The 22,126-nt window shown below is 72.5% G+C and carries 19 protein-coding genes and 3 pseudogenes; 10 read left to right on the plus strand and 12 right to left on the minus strand.

Annotated elements, in window-relative coordinates; genetic code table 11:
- The first annotated feature begins 11 nt into the window (after nucleotides 1–11).
- Entirely contained in the window at nucleotides 12–467 is a 456-nt protein-coding gene (locus tag SNR22_RS16980; RefSeq protein WP_320067555.1) for a DUF2550 domain-containing protein, read from the plus strand.
- Nucleotides 468–651: 184 nt separating this feature from the next.
- Here SNR22_RS16980 and SNR22_RS29395 read toward each other — a convergent pair.
- A pseudogene (locus SNR22_RS29395) lies at nucleotides 652–1,034 on the minus strand (glyoxalase); the annotation flags it as partial.
- Entirely contained in the window at nucleotides 1,010–1,582 is a 573-nt protein-coding gene (locus tag SNR22_RS16985; protein WP_320067556.1) for a cob(I)yrinic acid a,c-diamide adenosyltransferase, read from the minus strand. The gene SNR22_RS16985 and the pseudogene SNR22_RS29395, both read right to left, overlap by 25 nt.
- On the opposite strand from SNR22_RS16985, the gene murA reads away from it, so the two are divergent.
- Both murA and SNR22_RS16995 read left to right on the plus strand, forming a co-directional pair.
- Nucleotides 1,581–3,017, plus strand: a complete 1,437-nt coding sequence (gene murA, locus SNR22_RS16990) for a UDP-N-acetylglucosamine 1-carboxyvinyltransferase (RefSeq protein ID WP_320067557.1) — start codon at nucleotides 1,581–1,583, stop codon at nucleotides 3,015–3,017. The two genes, SNR22_RS16985 and murA, sit on opposite strands and share 2 nt — an antisense overlap.
- A 107-nt stretch (nucleotides 3,018–3,124) precedes the next feature.
- A complete protein-coding gene (locus SNR22_RS16995) occupies nucleotides 3,125–3,973 on the plus strand; it encodes a 3-hydroxyacyl-CoA dehydrogenase family protein (protein WP_320067558.1) in 849 nt (282 codons plus the stop codon).
- 88 nt (nucleotides 3,974–4,061) lie between these two features.
- Here SNR22_RS16995 and SNR22_RS17000 read toward each other — a convergent pair whose 3' ends face one another.
- The 4 genes and pseudogenes from SNR22_RS17000 to SNR22_RS29405 form a co-directional block, all read right to left on the minus strand.
- Nucleotides 4,062–4,874 (minus strand): alpha/beta hydrolase, encoded by an 813-nt coding sequence (locus SNR22_RS17000; protein WP_413775650.1) that lies wholly within the window; start codon nucleotides 4,872–4,874, stop codon nucleotides 4,062–4,064.
- Between the two features lie 63 nt (nucleotides 4,875–4,937).
- The gene (locus tag SNR22_RS17005; RefSeq protein ID WP_320067559.1) at nucleotides 4,938–5,783 is read right to left on the minus strand and encodes an ABC transporter permease; all 846 of its coding nucleotides are present in this window, start codon (nucleotides 5,781–5,783) and stop codon (nucleotides 4,938–4,940) included.
- A pseudogene (locus tag SNR22_RS29400) lies at nucleotides 5,784–6,416 on the minus strand (ABC transporter ATP-binding protein); the annotation flags it as partial.
- A gap of 171 nt (nucleotides 6,417–6,587) precedes the next feature.
- Nucleotides 6,588–6,800, minus strand: a pseudogene (locus tag SNR22_RS29405) (ATP-binding cassette domain-containing protein); the annotation flags it as partial.
- 161 nt (nucleotides 6,801–6,961) lie between these two features.
- On the opposite strand from SNR22_RS29405, the gene SNR22_RS17015 reads away from it, so the two are divergent.
- The gene (locus tag SNR22_RS17015) at nucleotides 6,962–8,965 is read left to right on the plus strand and encodes a protein meaA (RefSeq protein ID WP_320067561.1); all 2,004 of its coding nucleotides are present in this window, start codon (nucleotides 6,962–6,964) and stop codon (nucleotides 8,963–8,965) included.
- Between the two features lie 134 nt (nucleotides 8,966–9,099).
- On the opposite strand, the gene SNR22_RS17020 is transcribed toward SNR22_RS17015, so the two are convergent.
- Both SNR22_RS17020 and SNR22_RS17025 read right to left on the minus strand, forming a co-directional pair.
- On the minus strand, nucleotides 9,100–9,396 hold the full coding sequence (locus SNR22_RS17020; RefSeq protein WP_320067562.1) for a DUF1540 domain-containing protein: 297 nt from the start codon (nucleotides 9,394–9,396) through the stop codon (nucleotides 9,100–9,102).
- 79 nt (nucleotides 9,397–9,475) lie between these two features.
- On the minus strand, nucleotides 9,476–10,444 hold the full coding sequence (locus SNR22_RS17025; RefSeq protein ID WP_320067563.1) for a polysaccharide deacetylase family protein: 969 nt from the start codon (nucleotides 10,442–10,444) through the stop codon (nucleotides 9,476–9,478).
- Nucleotides 10,445–10,866: 422 nt separating this feature from the next.
- On the opposite strand from SNR22_RS17025, the gene SNR22_RS17030 reads away from it, so the two are divergent.
- A complete protein-coding gene (locus tag SNR22_RS17030) occupies nucleotides 10,867–11,469 on the plus strand; it encodes a hypothetical protein (RefSeq protein WP_320067564.1) in 603 nt (200 codons plus the stop codon).
- A 135-nt stretch (nucleotides 11,470–11,604) separates the two neighbouring features.
- On the opposite strand, the gene SNR22_RS17035 is transcribed toward SNR22_RS17030, so the two are convergent.
- Nucleotides 11,605–12,222, minus strand: coding sequence for a DUF4126 domain-containing protein (locus SNR22_RS17035; protein WP_320067565.1), 618 nt, complete (start codon nucleotides 12,220–12,222; stop codon nucleotides 11,605–11,607).
- Between the two features lie 71 nt (nucleotides 12,223–12,293).
- On the opposite strand from SNR22_RS17035, the gene nucS reads away from it, so the two are divergent.
- Nucleotides 12,294–12,953, plus strand: coding sequence for an endonuclease NucS (nucS, locus tag SNR22_RS17040; RefSeq protein WP_320067566.1), 660 nt, complete (start codon nucleotides 12,294–12,296; stop codon nucleotides 12,951–12,953).
- Between the two features lie 60 nt (nucleotides 12,954–13,013).
- On the opposite strand, the gene SNR22_RS17045 is transcribed toward nucS, so the two are convergent.
- Nucleotides 13,014–14,516, minus strand: a complete 1,503-nt coding sequence (locus SNR22_RS17045) for an aldehyde dehydrogenase family protein (RefSeq protein ID WP_320067567.1) — start codon at nucleotides 14,514–14,516, stop codon at nucleotides 13,014–13,016.
- Nucleotides 14,517–14,741: 225 nt separating this feature from the next.
- On the opposite strand from SNR22_RS17045, the gene SNR22_RS17050 reads away from it, so the two are divergent.
- From SNR22_RS17050 to SNR22_RS17065, 4 genes are all read left to right on the plus strand, one after another.
- Nucleotides 14,742–15,158 carry an FHA domain-containing protein gene (locus SNR22_RS17050; protein ID WP_320067568.1) on the plus strand — a complete coding sequence of 139 codons (417 nt, stop codon included), beginning with the start codon at nucleotides 14,742–14,744 and terminating at the stop codon, nucleotides 15,156–15,158.
- A 145-nt stretch (nucleotides 15,159–15,303) separates the two neighbouring features.
- Complete coding sequence (locus tag SNR22_RS17055; protein ID WP_320067569.1) at nucleotides 15,304–17,148, plus strand: 3-hydroxybutyryl-CoA dehydrogenase; 1,845 nt, start codon at nucleotides 15,304–15,306, stop codon at nucleotides 17,146–17,148.
- A 64-nt stretch (nucleotides 17,149–17,212) separates the two neighbouring features.
- Entirely contained in the window at nucleotides 17,213–17,539 is a 327-nt protein-coding gene (locus SNR22_RS17060; protein WP_320067570.1) for a hypothetical protein, read from the plus strand.
- Between the two features lie 66 nt (nucleotides 17,540–17,605).
- Nucleotides 17,606–18,406, plus strand: a complete 801-nt coding sequence (locus tag SNR22_RS17065; RefSeq protein WP_320067571.1) for an alpha/beta hydrolase — start codon at nucleotides 17,606–17,608, stop codon at nucleotides 18,404–18,406.
- Between the two features lie 68 nt (nucleotides 18,407–18,474).
- Here SNR22_RS17065 and SNR22_RS17070 read toward each other — a convergent pair whose 3' ends face one another.
- The gene (locus SNR22_RS17070; protein ID WP_320067685.1) at nucleotides 18,475–19,551 is read right to left on the minus strand and encodes an AI-2E family transporter; all 1,077 of its coding nucleotides are present in this window, start codon (nucleotides 19,549–19,551) and stop codon (nucleotides 18,475–18,477) included.
- A 418-nt stretch (nucleotides 19,552–19,969) separates the two neighbouring features.
- Nucleotides 19,970–22,000, minus strand: coding sequence for a hypothetical protein (locus SNR22_RS17075; protein WP_320067572.1), 2,031 nt, complete (start codon nucleotides 21,998–22,000; stop codon nucleotides 19,970–19,972).
- Nucleotides 22,001–22,126 lie beyond the last annotated feature (126 nt).

Here is a 22,126-nt window from a genome sequence, read left to right on the forward strand (position 1 = left end):
TCGATCCGCCGATGGCGATCGTGGAGGGACTCGGAATCGGCTTCGCGGTCGTGCTCGCCGTTCTCCTGATCTTCTTCGCCCGGCGGGCGCTGGTCACCCGCAGCGGCGGGATCATCCGGCTCAGCGTCCGGGTCTCCACGATGCTCGACGGCCGGGGCTGGTCGCCCGGCTTCGGCCGGTTCTGCGGCGAGGAGCTCCGGTGTTACCGGATGTTCTCCTTCGCCCTGCGCCCGAAGCGGGTGCTGTTCCGTAAGACCCTGGTGGTGGAGCGACGGCGACTGCCCGAGGCACAGGAGCGTCTCTCGATGCCCGCCGACTGGGTGATCCTGCGCTGCACCAGCCAGCATGCGCCGGTGGAGATTGCGATGGCGCGCTCCACCGTCACCGGCTTCCTCTCCTGGCTCGAGGCCGCCCCCCCCGGGGCGGCCTCGCCCCGTCTAGCCTCCCAAGACTGGCCCGCCGCCTAACCCACCCCACCCCACCCCCCACCCCCCACCCCCACCCCACCCCCCACCCCCCCAGCCTCCGCGATCTTGCACTTGGGGCCCGGGCGTAACGGACAAAGGGCGCGCTTTCGGGGCCGTAACCGCAAGATCGCCGGAGACCCGAGGTGCCGTGTGGGGTCAGGTGGGGGAAGCGGTCAGTTCGATCTCCCTGGGTGTGCGTCAGGTAGGCCGTGTAGGTGTCCGGGCCCCCGGCGCGTGCGGATGGCGGTCCGGGAAGAGCAGCGTCCAGCCGCTGCACGGCGGCCGGCGGGCCGGCGTGGAAGGCCAGGTGGTTCAGGCCCGGGGCGCGCCGGTCGTGGTTTCGCCCGGACAACGCCGGGGACTCCTCCATCATCAGGACGTCGGGCCGAGCCGCCAGGAGCAGCCCGCCGGCCAGTTCTGGAACGGCGTCCAGCCCAGCTCGCCCAGTAGTCAGCCCCAGCTCCGGATCGCCGCGGCCAGGTCGGGTACCCAGAGCTCGACGTGGCTCAGGGCCCCGACCGGGACACGGCGGCGCTCGATGCTCAGCGCTGACCGCCCGGTACCCATAGCACATCTCCCGCCGGATTTGCGGTTCTTGACAGGATAAAGAGCAGATCGGAGAGCCGGTTGAGATACTTTGCCGGGAGGGTGCTGGTCCGGTCGGGATCGTGGGCGACCAGCGCCCACGCCGCACGCTCGGCCCGCCGGGCGACCGTCCGTGCCACGTGCAGCAGTGCCGCCCCGGCGGTGCCGCCGGGGAGGATGAAGGAGTCGAGCTTGCTCAGGCGTGCGTTGTACTCGTCGCACCACCCCTCAAGGCGCTCCACGTACTCCTCGGTGACCCGCAGCGGCGGGTACTCCGGGTCCGGCTCCACGGGGGTGGACAGGTCGGCGCCCACGTCGAACATGTCGTTCTGGATCGACGCCAGCACCGCCCGCAGTTCGTCGTCGAGCTGCCCGAGGGCGATCGCGACGCCGATCGCGGCGTTGCACTCGTCGACGTCCGCGTACCCGGCGATCCGCGGATCGGTCTTCGGCACCTGCTCGTTGTTGCTCAGCCTGGTCATGCCGGCGTCGCCGGCCTTGGTGTAGATGCGCGTGAGGTGGACGGCCATGACGCACAGCCTACGGATACCGGACCTGACAATCCCCGCTCGCCCGGCACCGGCCCGGCCCGCCGGGGTCGGCCCCGGGGACGCCGGGGACCCGGCCGTCAACGACGTCGACGTCATCCGGGTCGCCGGGGGAGCCCGGCTCACCGGGACGGTGCACGTCGTCGGGGCGAAGAACTCGGCCCTGAAGCTGATGGCCGCCGCGCTGCTCGCTCCCGGGCGCAGCGTGATCACCAACGTCCCGCGGATCACCGACATCGCCATCATGGGTGAGGTGCTGCGCCGGCTGGGCTGCGAGGTCAGGTTCGACCCCGACGACCCCGTCGACCCGATGGTGGCGCGGGGCGGGACGGCCCGGTCCAGGTCGGTCACCATCGATGTGCCCGGGCGGCCCGGCGCGGAGGCCGACTACGACCTGGTCCGCCGGCTGCGGGCGTCGATCTGCGTGCTGGGCCCGCTGCTGGCCCGCCGAGGGTACGTCCGGGTGGCCCATCCGGGCGGGGACGCCATCGGCTCCCGGGGGCTGGACATGCACGTGAGCGGGCTGACCCGGATGGGCGCGGACATCTCCGGCGAGCACGGCTTCGTCATCGCCGCCGCCCCGGACGGCCTGCACGGCGCGGACATCGTGCTCGACTTCCCCAGCGTCGGGGCCACCGAGAACCTGGTGATGGCCGCCGTGCTGGCCCGGGGCGCGACGGTGATCGACAACGCGGCCCGGGAGCCGGAGATCGTCGACATCTGTTCCATGCTGATCCGGATGGGCGCCCGGATCGAGGGGGAGGGCACCTCCACCCTGCACATCGAGGGGGTGCCCGAGCTGCGGCCGGTGCGGCACGCCACCGTCGGGGACCGGATCGTCGCCGGGACCTGGGCGTTCGCCGCCGCGATGACCCGGGGGGACGTCACCGTGACGGGCATCGACCCCGGCTACCTGGAGGTCGCGCTCGACAAGCTGGTCTGCGCCGGCGGCCTGGTGGAGACCAGCGGCGACGCGTTCCGGGTACGGATGGACGCCCGCCCCCGGGCCGTCGACGTGGTCACCCTGCCGTATCCGGGCTTCGCCACCGACCTGCTGCCGATGGCCATCGGGCTGGCCGCGGTCAGCGACGGCGCGTCCCTGATCACCGAGAACATCTTCGACGGTCGGTTCATGTTCGCCAACGAGATGATGCGGCTCGGCGCGGACATCAAGACCGACGGCCACCACGCGGTGGTCCGGGGTCGTGAGCGGCTCTCCGGCGCGCCCGTACGGGCCACCGACATCCGGGCCGGCGCAGGGCTGATCATCGGCGGGCTCTGCGCCGAGGGGGTCACCGAGGTTTCCCATGTGCACCACGTGGACCGCGGTTATCCGGACCTCGTCGCCGACCTGCGGGCGCTGGGCGTGGCGGTCGAGCGCGGCAGCGTGCCGGACGGGCCGGCGCTGGACATCTGAGCGTAGGGGCCTGACCCGGCCGACCACCGCGCCGGCCGGCTTAGTCATCGTTCAATCTCGCCGACTAGGGTGCAGACAGACACTCAATCGCAGCGAGGGAGAAGCAGATGGCGGGTCGACTCGCGGTCGTCGGTGCCGGGCTGATGGGCTCGGGCATCGCCCAGGTAGCGGCGCAGGCGGGCTGGCAGGTGACGCTGCGGGACCTGGACGACACGGCCACCGGGCGCGGACTGGCCGGCATCCGGAAGTCGCTGGAGAAGTTCGCCGAGAAGGGGAAGATCGAGGCCGGCGAGGTCGAGGCCACGCTGGGCCGGATCACCCTGACCACCGATCTGGAGGCGGTCGCCGACGCGGACATCGTGGTCGAGGCGGTGTTCGAGCGGCTGGAGATCAAGCACGAGGTCTTCCGGGCGCTGGACAAGATCTGCAAGGCCGACGCGGTGCTCGCCACGAACACCTCCGCCATCCCGGTTACCCAGATCGCCGCTGTGACCGAGCGCCCGGAGTCGGTCGTCGGCACGCACTTCTTCTCCCCGGTGCCGATGATGAAGCTCTGCGAGTTGGTGCGCGGCTACAAGACCAGCGACGAGACCCTCGCCACCGTGAAGGCGTTCGCCGAGGGCGTCGGCAAGACCGTCGTCGTGGTGAACCGGGATATCGCCGGCTTCGTCACCACCCGGCTGATCGCCGCCCTGGTCGTCGAGGCCGTCAAGCTGGTCGAGTCCGGCGTGGTCTCGGCCGAGGACCTGGACACGGCCTGCAAGCTCGGCTTCGGCCACGCCATGGGCCCGCTGGCCACCACCGATCTGACCGGCGTGGACGTGCTGCTGCACGCCTCGAAGAACATCTACACCGACACCGCCGACGAGAAGTTCTTCCCGCCGGAGTTGCTCCAGCGCATGGTCACCGCAGGCGACCTGGGCCGCAAGACCGGCAAGGGCTTCTACACGTACTGACCGGGGTGGCCCCGCGGCGCGTACCGGCGCGGGGCCCCACGGCTCCCGTCGCCCGCTGTGGTTCGTGCGCACCCGCCTTCTTTCGGCGTCAGGACGGCCGGGGCGGGCTGAGGGCCGCGCCCAACAGGGCGAAGGCGTCCGGGATGACCGTGCCCCAGTAGGTGAAGTTGTGCCGGCCGTCGGCGTACTCGGCGCGGACCGGGGGTTCGGGCAGAGCGCGGGCCAGCGCCCGCACGTCGCGCAGCAGGCCGTCCTGCCGGCCGCACCAGAGCCCGACCGGGGTGCCGCGCAGTCGCTCCACGTCGGTGAAGACCGCGTCCCCGGGGCGTACGGCGGGGGAGAACGCGGCCACCGCGCGCAGCCAGCCGGGGAAGGTCTCGGCGAGCAGCAGCGACCCGAAGCCACCCATCGACCAGCCCCAGGCGGCGACGCGGCTGGTGTCGAAGCCGCGCTCGGCGCACCAGGCCGGCAGTTCCTCCCGCACCATCCGCTGCGGGTCGTCCGCCCCGGAGCGGCGCCAGGAGAGCCGGCCACCGGTCGCCCCGGCGAGCGCGAACGGCGCAGCGCCCCGGCGTACCGCGTCGGTCAGGAACCGGGCCAGGCCGAACCGGGCGAAGTCGCGCGGGGTGGACGACGCGCCGTGCAGCACCAGGCAGACCGGCAACCCTCGCCCATCGCCGTAACCTGCCGGCACGGCCGTCCAGAAGTCGACGGTACGACCTCGGGCGGTGGACGGGCGTCGGATCAGCCGTTCGTCGCCGGCCGGGGCGTCGGGCAGCGCCGGGGCCGGCCCGGGGCGGGGGCGGGTCAGTTGCTTCGCCGCCGCGCCGCCGACCACGGTCAGCGCCGCGGTGGCAGTCCCGGCCAGGAGTAGCTGTCGCCGCGTCGGTCTCGCCACCACCGGCCCAGTCTGTCAGCCCCGGCCCCGCCCCGCCGCCCCGCCGAACAGGCAACAGGCAACAGCTCAGCCGTCGCGTTTGGTGGTCCAGCGGAACGTGGTGAGGCAGAGGACGAGGCCGATCACGCACCAGAGGGCGAGGACGAGGGCGACCCGGCCCAACTCGAACGAGCCGGCGGGCTCCTGGGCGCCGAAGCTGTCGGGCAGGAAGACCGACCGTAGGCCCTGGCACATCCACTTCAGCGGGAAGATGGCCGCCACCTGCTGCATCCAGGACGGCAGGTTGGTGAAGACGAAGAAGACCCCGGAGATGAACTGGAGCACCAGGGCGACCGGGGTGACCACGGCGGAGCCGCTGCGCGCGGTCCGGGCCAGCGAGGAGATCGCGATGCCACAGAGGGTGCATGCGGTGATCCCGAGGAGGGAGACCCAGCCGAAGGTGAGCCACTTCCCGGCCGTGCCGGGCAGGTCCAGGTCGAACAGGGCGACCGAGACGGCGAGCAGCACGGCCGTCTCGGCCACGCCGATGGCCACCACCATGATCACCTTGCCGGCGAACCACACCCACTTCGGCATCGGCGTGCCCCGGTAGCGCTTGAGCACCCCCCGGTCCCGCTCGATCGGGATCCAGATGCCGAGGTTCTGGAAGCTGACGGTCATCAGGCCGGTCGCGATCATGCCGGTGATGAAGTACTGCGTGTAGCTCACCCCGGGGGCGATCTCGTCGCTGAAGATCGCCGCGAAGATCAGGATCATGATGATCGGGAAGCCCATCGTGAACACGACGGACTCCCGGCTGCGCAGGAACTGGGTGATCTCCAGTCGGCCCTGCCGCAGGGCGAGCCTGCCCGCCCCGATCCGGCGGGCCGGTGCGGCGGCGACCGGGGCCGCCGGCTTCGTGGTGGTGGTCATTCAGTGTCCGATCATCTTCAGGTAGACGTCTTCCAGGGTCGGCCGGGTCACCGTGAGGCCGGGGACCTCACCGCCGTGGCGCGCGGCCAGCTCCGCCACCAACGCCGTCGGCGTCGCGCTCTCCGCGGTCTCGACCACCCCCTCGGGGGTACGCCAGGAAACCGTCGCCAGGGACTCCTGGCGATTGCCGAGCAGGTTCGGTGGGGCCACCTCGATCAGCCGGCCGGCGGCGATCACCCCGACCCGGTCGGCCAGCGCCTCCGCCTCGTCGAGGTAGTGGGTGGTGAGCACGATGGTGGTGCCGGCGGCGGCCAGGCCTCGGATCAGCTCCCAGAACTCCCGCCGGGCCTCCGGGTCGAAGCCGGTGGTCGGCTCGTCCAGGAAGAGCAGCTCGGGGCGGCCGACGATGCCCAGCGCCACGTCGAGGCGGCGCTTCTGCCCGCCGGAGAGGGTGTGGGTGCGGGCCTTCGCCTTGGCGCCCAGGCCGACCCGCTCGATGACCTTCGCCGGGTCGTCGGCGTCGGGGTAGAAGCCGGAGAAGTGCCGGACCACCTCGTGGACGGTCAGCTCGTCGAACTCGCCGGTGCCCTGGAGCACGATGCCGACCCGGGACCGCCAGTCGCGGGCGGGGTGTCGTGGGTCGCGCGAGGAGTGAGCTTGCGAGCCCCGCAGTCGTGACCCGAAGGTCAGCCCGGGGTCGCGCGAGGAGTGAGCTTGCGAGCCCCGCAGTCGTGACCCGAAGGTCAGCCCGGGGTCGCGCGAGGAGTGAGCTTGCGAGCCCCGCAGTCGTGACCCGAAGGCCAGCCCAGGGTCGCTGCCCAGCACGGAGACCTCGCCGGCGTCGCGCTGCCGGTAGCCCTCCAGGATCTCCACCGTGGTGGTCTTGCCCGCGCCGTTCGGGCCGAGCAGGGCGAACACCTCGCCGCGGTGGACCTCGAGGTCCACGCCCGCCACCGCGACGTTGTCGCCGTACGCCTTGCGCAGTCCCCGGACGGAGATCGCGAGCTCGTCATTCATGCGGTCAAGTGTGCGTCGTGCCCGGCAGCCTCCGGCCCCTGGGGTTCCGGCCGTTACCGACGCGTTACAGGGCGTCGGCCGGCCGCGGCGGGCCCGCCGTTCATGGACGTGTGTGGTTTTTCACCGGCCCAAGTGACTGAACGGTAACTTAGACTCCCGCCATGGACGAGAAGGCTCCCCCCGGCCGGCTGCCCGAGCGCGACCGCCCCTGGGTGATGCGCACCTACGCCGGGCACTCCTCGGCCGCCGCGAGCAACGCGCTCTTCCGCCGCAACCTGGACAAGGGGCAGACCGGCCTCTCGGTCGCCTTCGACCTGCCCACCCAGACCGGGTACGACCCGGACCACGAGTTGGCCACCGGCGAGGTGGGCCGGGTCGGGGTGCCGGTCTCCCACCTCGGCGACATGCGGGCGCTCTTCGACGGCCTCCCGTTGGCCGACACGAACACGTCCATGACGATCAACGCGCCGGCGATGTGGCTGCTTGCCCTCTACGGCACCGTCGCCGCGGAGCAGGGCGCGGAGCTGGCCCGCTGCGCCGGCACCACCCAGAACGACATCATCAAGGAGTACCTGTCCCGAGGGACCTACATCTTCCCGCCGGCGGCGTCGCTGCGGTTGACCGCCGACGTCATCGCGTACACGCTGCTGGAGATGCCCCGGTGGAACCCGGTGAACATCTGTTCGTACCACCTCCAGGAGGCCGGCGCGACGCCGGTACAGGAGGTCGGCTTCGCCCTCGCCACCGCCGTCGCCGTGCTGGACGCGGTGCGCGACTCCGGCCAGGTGCCGGCCGAGCGGATGGGCGACGTGGCCGGCCGGATCTCGTTCTTCGTCAACGCCGGGGTGCGCTTCGTCGAGGAGATCGCCAAGATGCGCGCGTTCGGCGCACTGTGGGACGAGATCACCCGTGAGCGGTACGGGGTCACCGATCCGTTGCAGCGCCGGCTCCGGTACGGCGTGCAGGTCAACTCGCTCGGCCTGACCGAGGCCCAGCCGGAGAACAACATCCAGCGCATCGTGCTGGAGATGCTCGGCGTCACCCTGTCCCGCGCCGCCCGCGCCCGCGCCGTGCAGCTTCCGGCCTGGAACGAGGCGCTCGGCCTGCCCCGCCCGTGGGACCAGCAGTGGTCGCTGCGCATGCAGCAGGTCCTCGCGTACGAGTCGGACCTGCTGGAGTACCCGGACCTCTTCGCCGGCTCGCACGTGATGACCGCGCTGGTCGACGAGATCGTCACCGGGGCGCGGATCGAGCTGGACACGGTGCTGGAGATGGGTGGCGTGGTGGCCGCCGTCGAGTCCGGTCACCTCAAGAGCGCGCTGGTCGCCTCGCTGGCCGAGCGCCGCCGCAGGCTGGAGGACGGCACCGACGTGGTGATCGGCGTCAACCGGTTCACCGAGACCGAGCCGTCGCCGCTGACTGCGGCCGGCGCGGAGGCGATCGAGCAGGTCGACCCGGCGGTGGAGGCGACCGCCGTGGGCGCCGTACGCCGGTGGCGGGCCGGTCGGGACGGCGCGGCGGTGCGGGCGGCGCTCGACCGGCTGCGCGCGGACGCCGCGACCACTGCCAACCTGATGTCGGCCACGCTGGAGTGCGTGCGGGCCGGGGTGACCACCGGGGAGTGGGCGGGCGCGCTGCGCCAGGTCTTCGGTGAGTACCGGGCGCCGACCGGGCTGGCCGGGGCGGCCGGGGCCGGCGGCGACCGGGGCCTGGCGGCGGTGCGGGAGCGGGTCGTGGCCACGGCCCGGGAGTTGGGCAGCGGCCGGCTGCGGCTGCTGGTCGGCAAGCCCGGCCTGGACGGGCACTCCAACGGCGCCGAGCAGATCGCGGTACGCGCCCGCGACGCCGGCTTCGAGGTGATCTACCAGGGCATCCGGCTGACCTCGGGGCAGCTCGTCGCCGCCGCCGTGGAGGAGGACGTCGACCTGGTCGGCCTGTCGGTGCTCTCCGGCTCGCACCTGGCCGCCGTGCCGGCGGTGCTGGACGGCCTGCGCGCCGCCGGCCGAGCCGACCTGCCGGTGGTGGTCGGCGGCATCATCCCGCCCGCCGACGCCGAGGCCCTGCTGGCCGCCGGCGTCGCCCGGGTCTTCACGCCGAAGGACTTCGCGCTCACCGGCATCATCGACGACCTCGTCACCGTCATCCGGGCCGCCAACGGCCTGTGAGAGGCCCCCGCCAACGCCGCGTCCGCGTTGCCCAGGGGCCCCTTCCCGACGTGCTCCGGGTGCCTCGATTCTGCGTCGACCCTCCCGCCGGACGATGCGGCCCTCGGGTGGTACCGGTGCCGTCGCGGTCGCCGTCAGCGGCTCGCGTAGGTCATGCAGTCGGCCATGTCGTTGTCCGGGCCGACCCGGATCGACGGGGCGCGGCACTCCAGCTGCGAGTTGTGCCGGCAGTCCGACCGCTGGCAGGCGCCCACCTGGGCGGTCAGACTGTCGATGCCGCCCCGGACTGGCAGGTCGACGAAGGTGTGGCAGTGGGCGTGGTCGGGGCTGCCGATCGTGATGGCGAACGCGTGACAGTCGCTGGTGTGGTTGTACGCGCAGGCCGTGACCACGCATTCCTGGACGCGGGGCATCTCCATCGCCGTCGTCATGACGACCTCCTCTGGTTCGCGGATTCCCTTCCGATTTTAGGCTTTTGCCGGATTCGAGGCGGATGATCGGCCGTTCTCGTCAGGGTGTCCGGCCGGGCGACGCCGCGCCCAGCACCTCGGAGAGCGGGGCCGGGGTGAGGCCCCGGGCGGCCAGCCCGGCCAGGATGTGCGGCAGCGCCTCGTCGGTCATCGGGGCGTTCGCCTCCGTGACGTGCATGACCACGACCGAGCCGGGGCGTACCCGGGACAGCACCGCGTCGACGATCGGCCGCCAGGACTTCGCGAACGGGTCGCCGCTGACGACGTCCCCGTCCACGACGGTGACGCCCAGCGGCGCCAGCTCGGTCAGCGCCGCGCGGTCATGGCAGAGCCCGGGGAAGCGGAAGTAACGGGTCTGCCGCCCGCCGTACGGGGCGATCACGTCGAACGTCCGGGCCACGTCGGCGGTCATCCGCTGTCGGGGAATCGTCGGCAGGTGGTAACAGTCGGAGGTGAAGGCGAGATGGCCGTACGTGTGGTTGGCCAGCTCGAAGCGCGGGTTGGCCGCCAGCCGGCGGGTGACCTCGGGGTACTCCTCGACCCACTTGCCGGTCAGGAAGAAGGTGGCCGGCACCTCCTCCCGCTCCAGCAGCTCCACGATCGCCAGGTTCGCGTAGGACCGGACCGCGCCGCTGCGCAGCTGGTGCCGCATCGCGTCGGTCATGTCGGCGTCGAAGGTGAGCGCTACCCGGTCGCCGGTGCGCGGCCCGTGGTCGACCACCGGTGGTCGCCTTCCGGGCCGGCTCGCACCCGGCACCGTCGCCGTCGAGTCGGCCGTAGGGTTGCCCGGCGGTCGTGGTGACGCCGATGCGCTCGGTTGGGGGGTTTCGTCCGCTGTGCTGGGTTTCACACCGTTCTGTGGGGCTGGCGTCGTCGCGGCGGCCGACGCCCCGGGGTCGGGGTCGGGCCCGGATTCGCGCAGCACGGCCGGTGCGGTGAGCAGGGCGACGGCGGCGGCCAGGGCGGCGAGCGTGGCCACCAGGGGAAGCCGAGAATTCTTCGCGGGCACCCGGAGATGATCTCAGTAGGTCGCGTTGTCCGGGGGGCTGCGACGGGCCGATGGGTGGTCTGGGGTTGTCTGTCCGTTCCCGGGTGGTTGGCGGGTTGGGGGGTGACCGCCGGCGTCGTGGGGGCGGAACATCGGCCGGCCCGGGGTGGTTACACCTGGCAGACGATCGAGTAGGACACCCCACCCCCGCCTGCGCAGCGAGCCAGCGAACCCGCGAACCCGGCGGGTGGAATGCGGGCCGGCCACCGGTCGTTACACCTGGACCCCGCCACCACGACCCCACCCCGGGGCCGTGCGCCGAGCGGCGATAAGCCTTCCCCCTTCGCACCCTTTTCTGTCGGGCGCCCCACGTGGTGCTCACACCCGCCCCGGCCACCCCCCGGCCACCGTGCGGGTGTCGACCCCCGAATGGAGCCACCCCCATGAACACCACCATCCTGCGTAACAGCGTCCTCAGCATCGCCGGACTCGCGTTCGCCGGCGGCATCGCCGCCGGACCCCTCACCACCACCAGCAGCAGCAGTGGTGTGGAGAGCACGCCCGTCGCCGTGGCCGTGCAGGCCGCCGACAAGCCGGGCGTCGACACCGCCAAGCTGATCCCCCACGGTGTGGACGGCGACCAGTCGACCATCACCCTGAACGACGAACAGAACACCAACGCCAAGGCCATCATCGCCGCCACGAAAAAAGCCGGCCTCGACGAGCGGGCCGCGGTGATCTCCATCGGCACCGCACTACAGGAATCGAAGCTGGAGAACCTCGGCCACCTCGGCGACCGCAACGACCACGACTCCCAAGGCCTGTTCCAGCAGCGCCCCACCAGCGGCTGGGGCACCGTCGAGCAGATCACCGACCCCGAGTACTCCACCCTGGCATTCCTCAAGGGCCTCAAGCAGATCGACGGATGGCAGGACATGCCGCTGACCCAGGCCGCCCAGACCGTGCAGGTCTCGGCGTACCCCGACGCGTACGCCCAGTGGGAACAGCAGGCCGCCGACCTCGTCGCCAAGCACTGGAACAGCTGACCCCCCACCCCGAAACACCACCGCCGGGCGGGGACCCCCACCCGGGGGGCCCGCCCGGCGGCGTCGTCGCGTACGGAGTCTCGGACGGGTTGCGGTCGGGAGGCTTCCGGGGTGTCGGCGGGCGTACCCCCGGGGTCAGACGTTGAAGCCGGCGGCGCGGGCGGCCTGGCGTTCCCGGCGGCGGTCCTTGCGGCGGCGGATGAACCAGAAGAGGAAGAGGAAGAAGCCGACCAGGAAGACCAGCACCAGCACCGGCAGGATGATCGCGACCAGGGACATCACGACACTCGTGGCGTCCTCGGCGGTGCTCGCGACCGGGGCGCCGAAACCGGCGGTGGTCGCGTTGATCACCGGGCGGGCGGCGGACTTGAGTAGGTGCACGCCGAGGGCGATGAGCACGCCGGTCGCCATCGGCACCCACTGGCTGGACGAGAAGAAGCTGCCGGGATCGCTGACGGTGACCGTCTCGGAGGTGGACCCGGCCCCGAAGGCGAGCCCGCCGGCGGTCGGCCGGACGACGGTCTGGACGACGTCGTTGAGGTGGTCGAGGACCGGCACCTTGTCGGCGACGACCTCGACGGCGAGCAGCACCGCGAGGATCACCATGACCCAGCCGTTGCCGAGCCACTGCCAGCCGCCGGGCAGGTCGATCAGGTTGGTGTAGCGGGCCAGGAGCCCCATGATGAGCAGGGGAATGTAGGCGTTCAGCCCCGCCGAGGCGGCGAGACCGGTGCCGGTGAGTACTTCGAACACTGTCTCAGCATGGCACCGGCGCGCCAGTGCCGCTCGGTGGCGCAGGTCGGGGTCTCCGCTACCCTCGTCGGGTGCGCCTGGTCATTGCGAAGTGCTCGGTGGATTACGTCGGACGGCTCTCGGCTCACCTGCCGTTGGCCACCCGGTTGTTGATGGTGAAGGCGGACGGGTCGGTGTCCATCCACGCCGACGACCGGGCCTACAAGCCGTTGAACTGGATGAGCCCACCCTGTCGGCTGCAGGAGGCGCCGGGGGTGTGGCGGGTGGTGAACAAGGCCGGCGAGGAACTGCGGATCACCCTGGAGGAGATTTTCCAGGACACCTCGTACGAGCTGGGCGTCGACCCTGGCCTGCGCAAGGACGGCGTCGAGGCGCACCTGCAGGAGTTGCTGGCGGCCAACCCGACGGCGCTGGGCGAGGGGTTCACCCTGGTTCGCCGGGAGTACATGACGGCGATCGGGCCGGTGGACCTGCTCTGCCGGGACTCCGCGCAACGTGCGGTAGCCGTGGAGGTGAAGCGGCGCGGCGACATCGACGGCGTCGAGCAGCTCACCCGCTACCTCGAACTGATGAACCGGGATCCGCTGCTCGCCCCGGTCACCGGCGTCTTCGTGGCCCAGGAGATCAAACCGCAGGCCCGGGTGCTGGCGACGGACCGGGGCATCCGGTGCGTCGTCGTCAACTACGACCAGCTGCGCGGCATCGAGCGTGACGAGCTGACCCTGTTCTGACCGGCCCGGCCCTGTTCTGACCGGCCCGGTGCCGACGGGCCGGGGACGGTCAGGTGGCGGTCAGCGGCGGCGGCCGTAGATCAGCTTGGTGACCTTCACCAGGCGGGCGATGTCGGCGGCGGTGCGCTCGAAGGTCATCGCCGGCAGCATCGAGGGGCCACGGCGGCGGGTGATCGCCTTGGTCCGGCCGAACTCGCGCAGCCCGTCCTCGCCGTGGATGCGGCCGAAGCCGGACTCGCCGACGCCGCCGAACGGCAGCGTGGACATCCCGGCGAAGGTCAGGGTGGAGTTCACCGCGGCCATCCCGGAGCGCAGCCGCCGCGCGATGGCCACGGCCCGCCGCCGGCCGAAGACCGAACCACCCAGGCCGTACGGGAGGGCGTTGGCACGGGCGACGGCCTCGTCGGCGTCGCGGACCCGGCTGACGGTCAGCGTCGGGCCGAAGGTCTCCTCGCGGACGGCGACGGAGTCCTCCGGCACGTCCACCAGCACGGTCGGGTGCACGTACGGCGGCCGGACCGCGTCCGCACCCCCGAGCACCGCCCGCCCGCCCCGGGCCAGCGCATCGTCGATGTGCCGGCGGATCACGTCGAGCTGGCTGGGCATGGTGATCGGGCCGATGTCGGCCCCGTCGGCGCCGACGGTCAGCCGGCCGGCCTTCTCCACCACCTTGCCGACGAACGCGTCGAAGACGGGCTCGACCACGTACACCCGCTCGATGCCGATGCAGGTCTGGCCGGCGTTGGTCAGCGCGCCCCAGACGCACGCCTCGGCGGCGGCGTCCAGGTCGGCGTCGCTGTCGACGATCATGGCGTCCTTGCCGCCGGCCTCCAGCAGCACCGGGGTCAGCGACTCGGCGCAGGCCGCCATCACCTTCTTGGCGGTGGCCGTCGAGCCGGTGAAGGCCAGCTTGTTGACCCCGGACCGGCACAGCGCCGCCCCGACGTCGCCGAGGCCGTGCAGCGTGGTGAACACCGGCTGCTCCGGCACCACCTCGGCGAAGGCGTCGGCCAACCACTGGCCGACGGCCGGGGTGTACTCGCTGGGCTTGAGGACGACGGCGTTGCCGGCGGCGAGCGCGTACGCGGCGGAGCCGATCGGCGTGAAGACCGGGTAGTTCCACGGGCCGATCACCCCGACCACCCCGTACGGCTGGTATTCGAGGTGGGCGGAGAACTCGGCGAGGATGAGCCGGGAACGCACCCGGCGTGACCCGAGCACCCGGCCGGCGTTGCGGGCGGCCCAGTCGATGTGCTCGATGGCGGTGAGGATCTCGACGATGGCGTCGCCGACGGGCTTGCCGCCCTCGGCGTGCATCAGCTCGGCCAGCTCCTCGATCCGCCGGGCCAGCACGCCGCGCCAGCGCAGCAGCCGCTGCCGGCGGCCGGTGAAGCCGAGCCCGGCCCACCACACGCCCGCCTCTCGGGCCCGCTCGACCGCCCGCGCGACGTCGGCCGGGGCCGCGACCGGCAGCCGGGCCACCTCCGCGCCGGTGGCGGGGCTGGTCGACACCAGCCGCCCGTCTTCGATGATCGGGGCACCCGGGGCACGCACAGCCGTCATGACGGAAGTCTAGACCCGGAAGCTACCCGCCGGTAGGTCTCGGGCGGCCCGGACGTCGTCCAGGGGGAGACGCCCGCCGCCCCAGGTGGGGAGCCGGTGGGAACCGAACCGGCCAACCGGAGCTGACCGCGCGTAGCGACGGAGGTGGCCGGGTGGTGGTGGGGGGCGGCTACCGTCTGATGGCACGCTGACGCCGGGACACCGCTGGCTGGAGGCTGAGCGTCCATGGAGAATTTTCCGGAACTGATGCCGCTGCTGACCGTGGCGGGCGGACCGATGCGTGGTGCGAGCTTTCGGCTCACCGCGAGGCCGCAGGTGATCGGCCGGGCATCGACGGTGGACATCGCCGTCGACGACCCGCACCTGAGTCGCCGGCACGCCAGCGTCCGGCTGGCCACCGGCGGGGTGACGCTGGTCGACCTGGGCTCGACCAACGGCACCTGGCTCAACGACCGGCGGATCGACGGCCCGGAACCGCTCTCCGACGGCGACGTGATCCGGCTGGGCCGCACCGAGCTGCGCTTCTTCGACCCGGGCCTGGCCCGGACCGACCCGGTGGGGCTGTGGGTGGGCCCCCAGGGGCGCGACCGTCGGCCCACCCTGCCGCTGCCGGTGGCCGCACCGCCCGCCGCCCGCGTCTGAGCACCGGGTACGGCCCGCGAACATCCACTCGTCGCACCCGTGAAATACCCCACCGTGACTCGACAACCAAGCGTCAGGTGGCAGACTCGCGCGCATACCTTAGTGACCGTTCACGCGGTCGTGCGGAGCATTGGGGAGGCCGGTCGTGGCGCGCGAATTCACCAGCGTGGGCGTGGTGGGGCTGGGCACCATGGGTGCGGGCATCGTCGAGGTGTTCGCCCGTAACGGCATCGACGTCGTCGCCGTCGAGATCGCCGACGCGGCCCTGGAACGCGGCCGGGCCAACCTCACCGGCTCGACGGACCGGGCGGTCGCCCGGGGCAAGCTCGCCGAGGCCGACCGGGACGCCCTGCACGCCCGGGTGGACTTCCAGGTCGGGCTGGGCGCCCTGCACGCGGTGGACCTGGTGATCGAGGCGGTCCCCGAGCACCTCGAACTCAAGCAGCGGATCTTCGCCGAGCTGGACCGGGTCTGCAAGCCCGAGACGATCCTGGCCACCAACACCTCGTCGCTGTCGGTCACCGAGATCTCCGTCGCCACCGGCCGGCCCAACCAGGTCATCGGCATCCACTTCTTCAACCCCGCCCCGGTGATGAAGCTGGTCGAGGTGGTCCGCACCGTGGTCACCTCCGCCGAGGTGGTCGCCGACGTGGAGGCGCTGTGCGCCCGGCTCGGCAAGGTCGACGTCACCATCAACGACCGGGCCGGCTTCATCGCCAACGCGCTGCTCTTCGGCTACCTCAACCACGCCGTGGGGATGTACGAGTCGCACTACGCCACCCGCGAGGACATCGACGCCGCCATGAAGCTCGGCTGCGGCCTGCCGATGGGCCCCCTAGCCCTGATGGACCTGATCGGCCTCGACACCGCGTACGAGATCCTGGACACCATGTACCGGCGCGGCGGGCGGGACCGCCGGCACGCCCCGGTGCCGCTGATCAAGCAGATGGTCACCGCGGGGCTGCTCGGCCGCAAGTCCGGCCGGGGCTTCTACACCTACGAGCGGCCGGGCTCGCCGAAGGTCGTACCGGACGGGCAGACGCCGACGGCGACGGCGACGGCGCTGACCGACGGCGCGCGCGCCATCGCGAAGGTTGGCGTCGGGAGCGCGAGGAGTGAGCTTGCGAGCCCCGCAGTCGCGACCAGGGTCGGCGTCGTCGGCTCCGGGACGATGGCCACCGGGATCATCGAGGTCTTCGCCACGGCCGGCTACGAGGTCGTCTCGGTGACCCGGGGCGCGGAGAAGTCCGCGAAGGTCTGCGAGGCGGTCAAGACCTCCCTGAACAAGGGCGTGGTGCGGGGCAAGCTCAGCGAGGACGACCGGGACGCGGCACTCGGCCGGATCAACTGGTCGGCGACCCTGGACCACCTCGCCGACGTCGACCTGGTCGTCGAGGCGGTGGTGGAGGAGCTGAGCGTCAAGAAGGCCCTCTTCGCCAGCCTCGACGAGATCTGCAAGCCGGGCGTGGTGCTCGCCACCACCACCTCGTCGCTGCCGGTGATCGACGTCGCGATGGCCACCCAGCGGCCCGCCGACGTGGTGGGCCTGCACTTCTTCAACCCGGCGCCGGTCATGCCCCTGGTGGAGATCGTGCGGACCATCCGCACCTCCGAGGAGACCACCGCCACCGCCAGCGCCGTCTGCGCGAAGCTCGGCAAGACCGGCGTGGTCTGCGCCGACCGGGCCGGCTTCGTCGTCAACGCGCTGCTCTTTCCGTACCTCAACGACGCGGTGAAGATGCTGGAGGCCAGCTACTCCACGGCCGACGACATCGACCACGCGATGAAGCTCGGCTGCGGGTACCCGATGGGCCCGTTCGAGCTGCTCGACGTGGTCGGCCTCGACGTCTCGCTGGCCATCCAGCGCGAGCTGTACCTGGAGCTGCGCGAGCCCGGGTTCGCCCCGGTGCCGCTGCTGGAGCACCTGGTCACCGCCGGCTACCTGGGCCGCAAGACCGGGCGCGGGTTCCGCGACCACACCCGCCGCTGAGCGGGGGCGCCGCCGAGGGACTCACCGGGCCGGACCCCCGGGGCTGACCGTACGCTTGACGATTGTGAGCCCCCGTCGCAACCGCACCCGCCGGGACGAGCAGGTCCACCTGGACTCCGACCGGGCCCGCCTGGGCGTGCCCACCGTGCAGCAGTGGCGCGACGGCGACTGGCAGGTGCGCGGGGTCAGCGGCGGGGCGTCGACCAAGACGTACCGCTGTCCCGGTTGTGACCAGGAGATCCGCCCCGGGGTGGCGCACCTGGTGGCCTGGCCGGCGGACGAGCGCGGCGACCTGACCGATCGGCGGCACTGGCACAGTGGCTGCTGGCGGGCGCGGGACCGGCGTGGTCCGGGGGTGCAGCGCGGCCGGGGTGCCCCCCGGTACGGCTGAGCGATCTGGATCACCCTGTTTCCGCCCCGCCGGGCGGCGTGGGAGGGGGCGCGGGAGACTGGGGCGGTGAGCACACCGATCCGTGCGTCCTCGATCCTGCCCGGGCACCGCGAGGACATCGACCTGCACACCGCCGACGGTCTGCGCCTGGTCGGTGAGCTGGCCCGGCCGGTCGACCGGGAGCCGGTCGGCACCCTGGTCTGCCTGCACCCGCTGCCTACCCACGGCGGGATGATGGACAGCCACGTCTTCCGCAAGGCGGCCTGGCGGCTGCCGGCGCTGGCCGACCTGGCCGTGCTGCGGTTCAACACCCGGGGCACCAGCAGCGTGCGTGGCACCAGCGAGGGGGCGTTCGACAACGCCGTCGGTGAGCGCTTCGACGTCGCCGCCGCCATCGAGTACGCGGAGTTCGCCGAGCTGCCGAACGTCTGGCTGGTCGGCTGGTCGTTCGGCACCGACCTGGCCCTGAAGTACGGCTGCGACCCGGCGGTGGCCGGGGCGATCCTGCTCTCCCCGCCGCTGCGCTTCTCCACCCCCGAGGACCTCACCCACTGGGCGGAGACGGGCAAGCCGCTGACCGCCCTGGTCCCCGAGTTCGACGACTACCTGCGCCCCGACGAGGCCCGCGAGCGCTTCGCGGTGGTGCCGCAGGCCGAGGTGGTCGGGATGCCCGGCGCGAAGCACCTCTGGGTGGGCGACGCCGAGACCGTGCTCGACGAGATCGTCCGCCGGGTCGCACCGGCCACCCCGCTGCCCCTGCCCCGCACCTGGGACGGCCCGATCGAGACCGGCGACGTCAGCGCGTACGCCGACCGGACGGTCGCCTCCTTCGCCGACACCCCGGTCCCCGGCCCGCTCGCCGACTGAGCGCCGCCCCGGGCCCGCCCACGGGCCCGGGGCATCCCCTCGGGGCCCGGTTCAGGGCCCAGCGGCGGTCAGCGGGAGTCCTGGCGGGGCAGGACCACCTCGCGCAGGATCAGCTGGAGGGCGGCCACCGTCGGGATCGCGATCAGCGCGCCGACCACGCCCATCAGCGACGCCCCGAGCAGCGCGCCGAGCAGGGCGGCCACCTCATTGACCTCGACCGACCGGCGCATCACCTTCGGGTAGACGAGGTAGTTCTCCACCTGCTGGTAGACCAGGAAGAACGCGGCGCAGGCGATGCCCACCGGCAGGTCGGTGGCGAAGCCGACCAGGCTCACCACCACCGCGCCCAGGGTGGCGCCGATCTGCGGGATCAGGTCGGTCACCGCGACCACCACCGCCAGCGCGAACGGATACGGCAACCCGACGATCAGCGCGAAGACGAAGGTCGTCACGCCGGCCAGCACGGCGATGCTCAGCGCGCCGACCAGGTACGCGCCCACCCGGGTCAGCATCTCGTCCCCGATGAGCTGCACCCGCTGGCGGCGGGAGCGGGGGATCAGCGCGTACCCGAGGCGGCGGAGCCGGTCGAAGTAGGCCAGGAAGTAGATCGTCAGCACCAGCACGGTGAGCGTCCGGAACAGGGTGCCGAAGATCAGCTGGGCCCCGCCGAGCACCCCGCCCAGCGCCCGCCCGATCGTGTTGGCGTTCGCCGCCGACTGGATCTTCTCCATCACGTCGTACCGCACGACGAAGTCGTTCACGGCCTCGTTACGGCGTAGCTGTTCGACGTAGTGGGGGAGTTGTTCGACGAACTGCCCGGACTGGGTGACCACCGGCGGCACCAGCGACACCAGGCCGCCGACGATCAGCAGCAGCAGGGTCAGTGTCACCGTCGCCACGGCCAGCCCGTTCGGCAGGCCCCAGGAGCGCAGCCGGACCACCGCCGGGTTGAGCCCCACGGCCAGGAAGAGCGCGATGACCACCAGCACCAGGATGCCGGCCGCGTTGCGCACGCCGAGGAAGGCGGCGTACGCCAGCAGCACGCCGAGCGCGCCGGTGAAACCGACCAGGAAGCTGTTGCGGCGCAACGGCCGCCCCGGCTCGCCGAACCGGCCGGAGCCGTTGCTCGTCGCGCCGGCCGTCACGGAGTCGCCCGGTTCGCTGCCGGCGCGCTCGCCGCCACCCGCCGTCGGGGCGTCATCGCCGGTCGGGGCGTCGTCCGTCGGTTTCCGGTGGCCCGTTCCCGGCGGGCTCTCGTCCGGCGGTTCCCGGTGGCCCGTTTCCGGCGGGCTCTCGTCCGACGGTTCTCGGGTGCCTGTTCCCGGCGGGGTGTCGCCCGGCGTTCTCCGGGCGCCGACCGGGGTTTCCCGCGACCCGTCGCCGTCGGCCGGTGCCCCGGCGCGCCCCTCGTCGGGTGGGTTGCCGCCTACCGGCGCGTCCTGCGTCACCGAGCCCTCCTCCACGCGCTCCGGTGCTACGACCGGAGGCCCCTGACCCGCGGCCGGGCGCGCGGGTTCCAGCCCGGAGGGTAGAGGGCGGTGGCCTCCCAGGCCACCGCCCCGGTCACTCGGACTCGACCGTCACCTTGCTCGGCTTGGCGCTGCGCTCGTCGGTGGTCGGCTTGCTCGGCCGCTTGCCGCTCTCGCCGGTGCTGGTGATCTTCGTGGGGGTGGCCTCCCGGCCGGCCTCACCGGGCATCGCGGCCACGGTCGGCTCGCCGTCCACCCCGGCGCTCGCCGCGCCGTCGTCCACGGTGGTGACGGTCTCGGCCACCGGCCGGATCTTGGCCGGTGCGGCGCCGTTCCGGGTCGGGTCCGGTGCGGCGCCGTTTCGGGTCGGGTCCGGGGTTCCGTCGCCTCGGGTCGGGTCCGCTGCTGCGTCGTCCCTGGCGGTGTCCGGGGCTCCGGCGTCGGTCTTGGCCGGCCCGGCGCCGTTGTGGCTCGGGGTGGCCAGGGCCGCCGCCCCGTCGGCCGACAGGCGTTCGCCGGTGAGCTGCTGGCGCAGTTCGAGCATCTCCCGCTGGAGCTCGTCGGACTCCTGCCGGGAGCGCCAGGTCTCCTGCCGCAGGTCGGCCAGCTCCTGCTGGGCCTGGGCGATCTCCAGCATCACCTGGGCGAGCTGCTGGCGGCCCGAGGCCACCTCCTGCTGGGTGGCCGCGAGGTGCTGCTGGGTGGTGGCGAGGTGCTGCTGGGTGGTGGCCGCGTACTCCTCGAACTGGCGGCGGGAGGCGGCGACGTGCTCGTCGGCCTTGCGGCGCTTGTCGGTCGAGTCGGTCTCCGCCCGGCCCAGCAGGCCGGCGGCTGCCTCCTCGGCCTGCCGGCGCATCGCCAGGGCGTCCTGCTCGGCGGCGTGCCGGACTTCCGCGGCACCGCCCTCGATCTCCGCGTGCCGGGCGGCGTACTGCTGCTCCAACTCGGTCTGCCGGGCGGTCCACTGCTGTTCCAGCTTGCCCTGCCGACTCGTGTGCTGCTTGTCCAGGTCGTCGCGGTGCGTGGCGTATTCCCGCTCGGCGGTCGCCTTGCGCTGGGCCAACTCGCGGTCAGCGGCCTCCCGCCGGTCGTTGACCTCCTTCTCCACGCCGGCCCGCCAGGCGCCCAGCTCCTGCTGGGTCTGGGCCCGCGCCTGCTGCACGTACGCCTCGGTTTCCGTGCGCATCCGCTGCACGTACCCCTCGGTCTCCGCGCGCTGGCGCTTGGTGGCCTCGGTGGCCTGGGTGGTCAGCCGCTCGGCCTCCTGCCGGGCCCGGTCGCGGGCGCCCTTCGCCGCCTGCTCGGCGTCGTCGGTGAGCCGCTTGGCCTCCTGCAACGCCTTCGCGTGGCTGGCCCGGCCGGCCTCGGTGGCGGAGTCGGTGAGCCGCTTGGCCTCCTGCTGGGCCTTGACGTGCACCTCCTTGGCCGCCTCGCGGAGCTGGGTGGCCTCCTGCTGCGCCTGGGCGAGGGCCTCCTTGGCCACCTCGCGCAGCTTGGCCGCCTCCTGCTGGGCCCGGGCGTGGATCTCCTTGGCGGCGTCCCGGAGCTGGGTGGCCTCCTGCTGTGCCGTGGCGAGGGCCTCCTGGGCGGCCCTGCGCAGTCGGGCGGCCTCCTCCTTGCCGGCCGCGAGCACCGCGTCCGCCTCGGCCCGTCGGGCGACGCCGTGCCGCTCCTCCTCGGTCCGCCGGGCGGCGAGGGCGATCTCGAAGTCCTTGAGCGCCTGGGCGGCCTGCTCTTTGGCCTCGGAGACGATGTGCTCGGCGGCGGCCCGCCGGGCCTCGATCTCCTCGTTCGCGGCGACGAGGATGTCGTCGGCCTGCTCCTCGGCGAGGACGAGGATCTGCTCGACCCGGGGGCCGAGGTGCCGGAACGAGGCGCGGTCAACCACGCCCACCTGCTTGCGCACCTGGGCCAGGTCGCGTTGCAGCACCTCCACCTGGCCGGCGAGCTTGTGGATCTGCGTGTACGCCTGTTCCCGCTCGGCCGCCAGGGTCACGATCTCGTGTTCGGCACGAGCGACGTACCGGTCCACTTGTCGTTTCTCGTACCCCCGTAGGGCGGACTCGAAGCTGGGCTCCGTGGCCACATCCCCGCCGAGCGCGAACAGTTCCTCGCCGTGCGACATGCCCCCATCCTCACACGCAACCGACCCGGCTGGGGCGATACGGACGGCCCGGATGGGACCTACTTCACGTGTGTCGCAGCCGGTGATGTCAAGGGTTGGGAAACGGATACGGCGCGGGGTTTGACC

It is taken from the genome of Micromonospora sp. RTGN7, from assembly GCF_033804645.1.
Lineage (GTDB): Bacteria > Actinomycetota > Actinomycetes > Mycobacteriales > Micromonosporaceae > Micromonospora.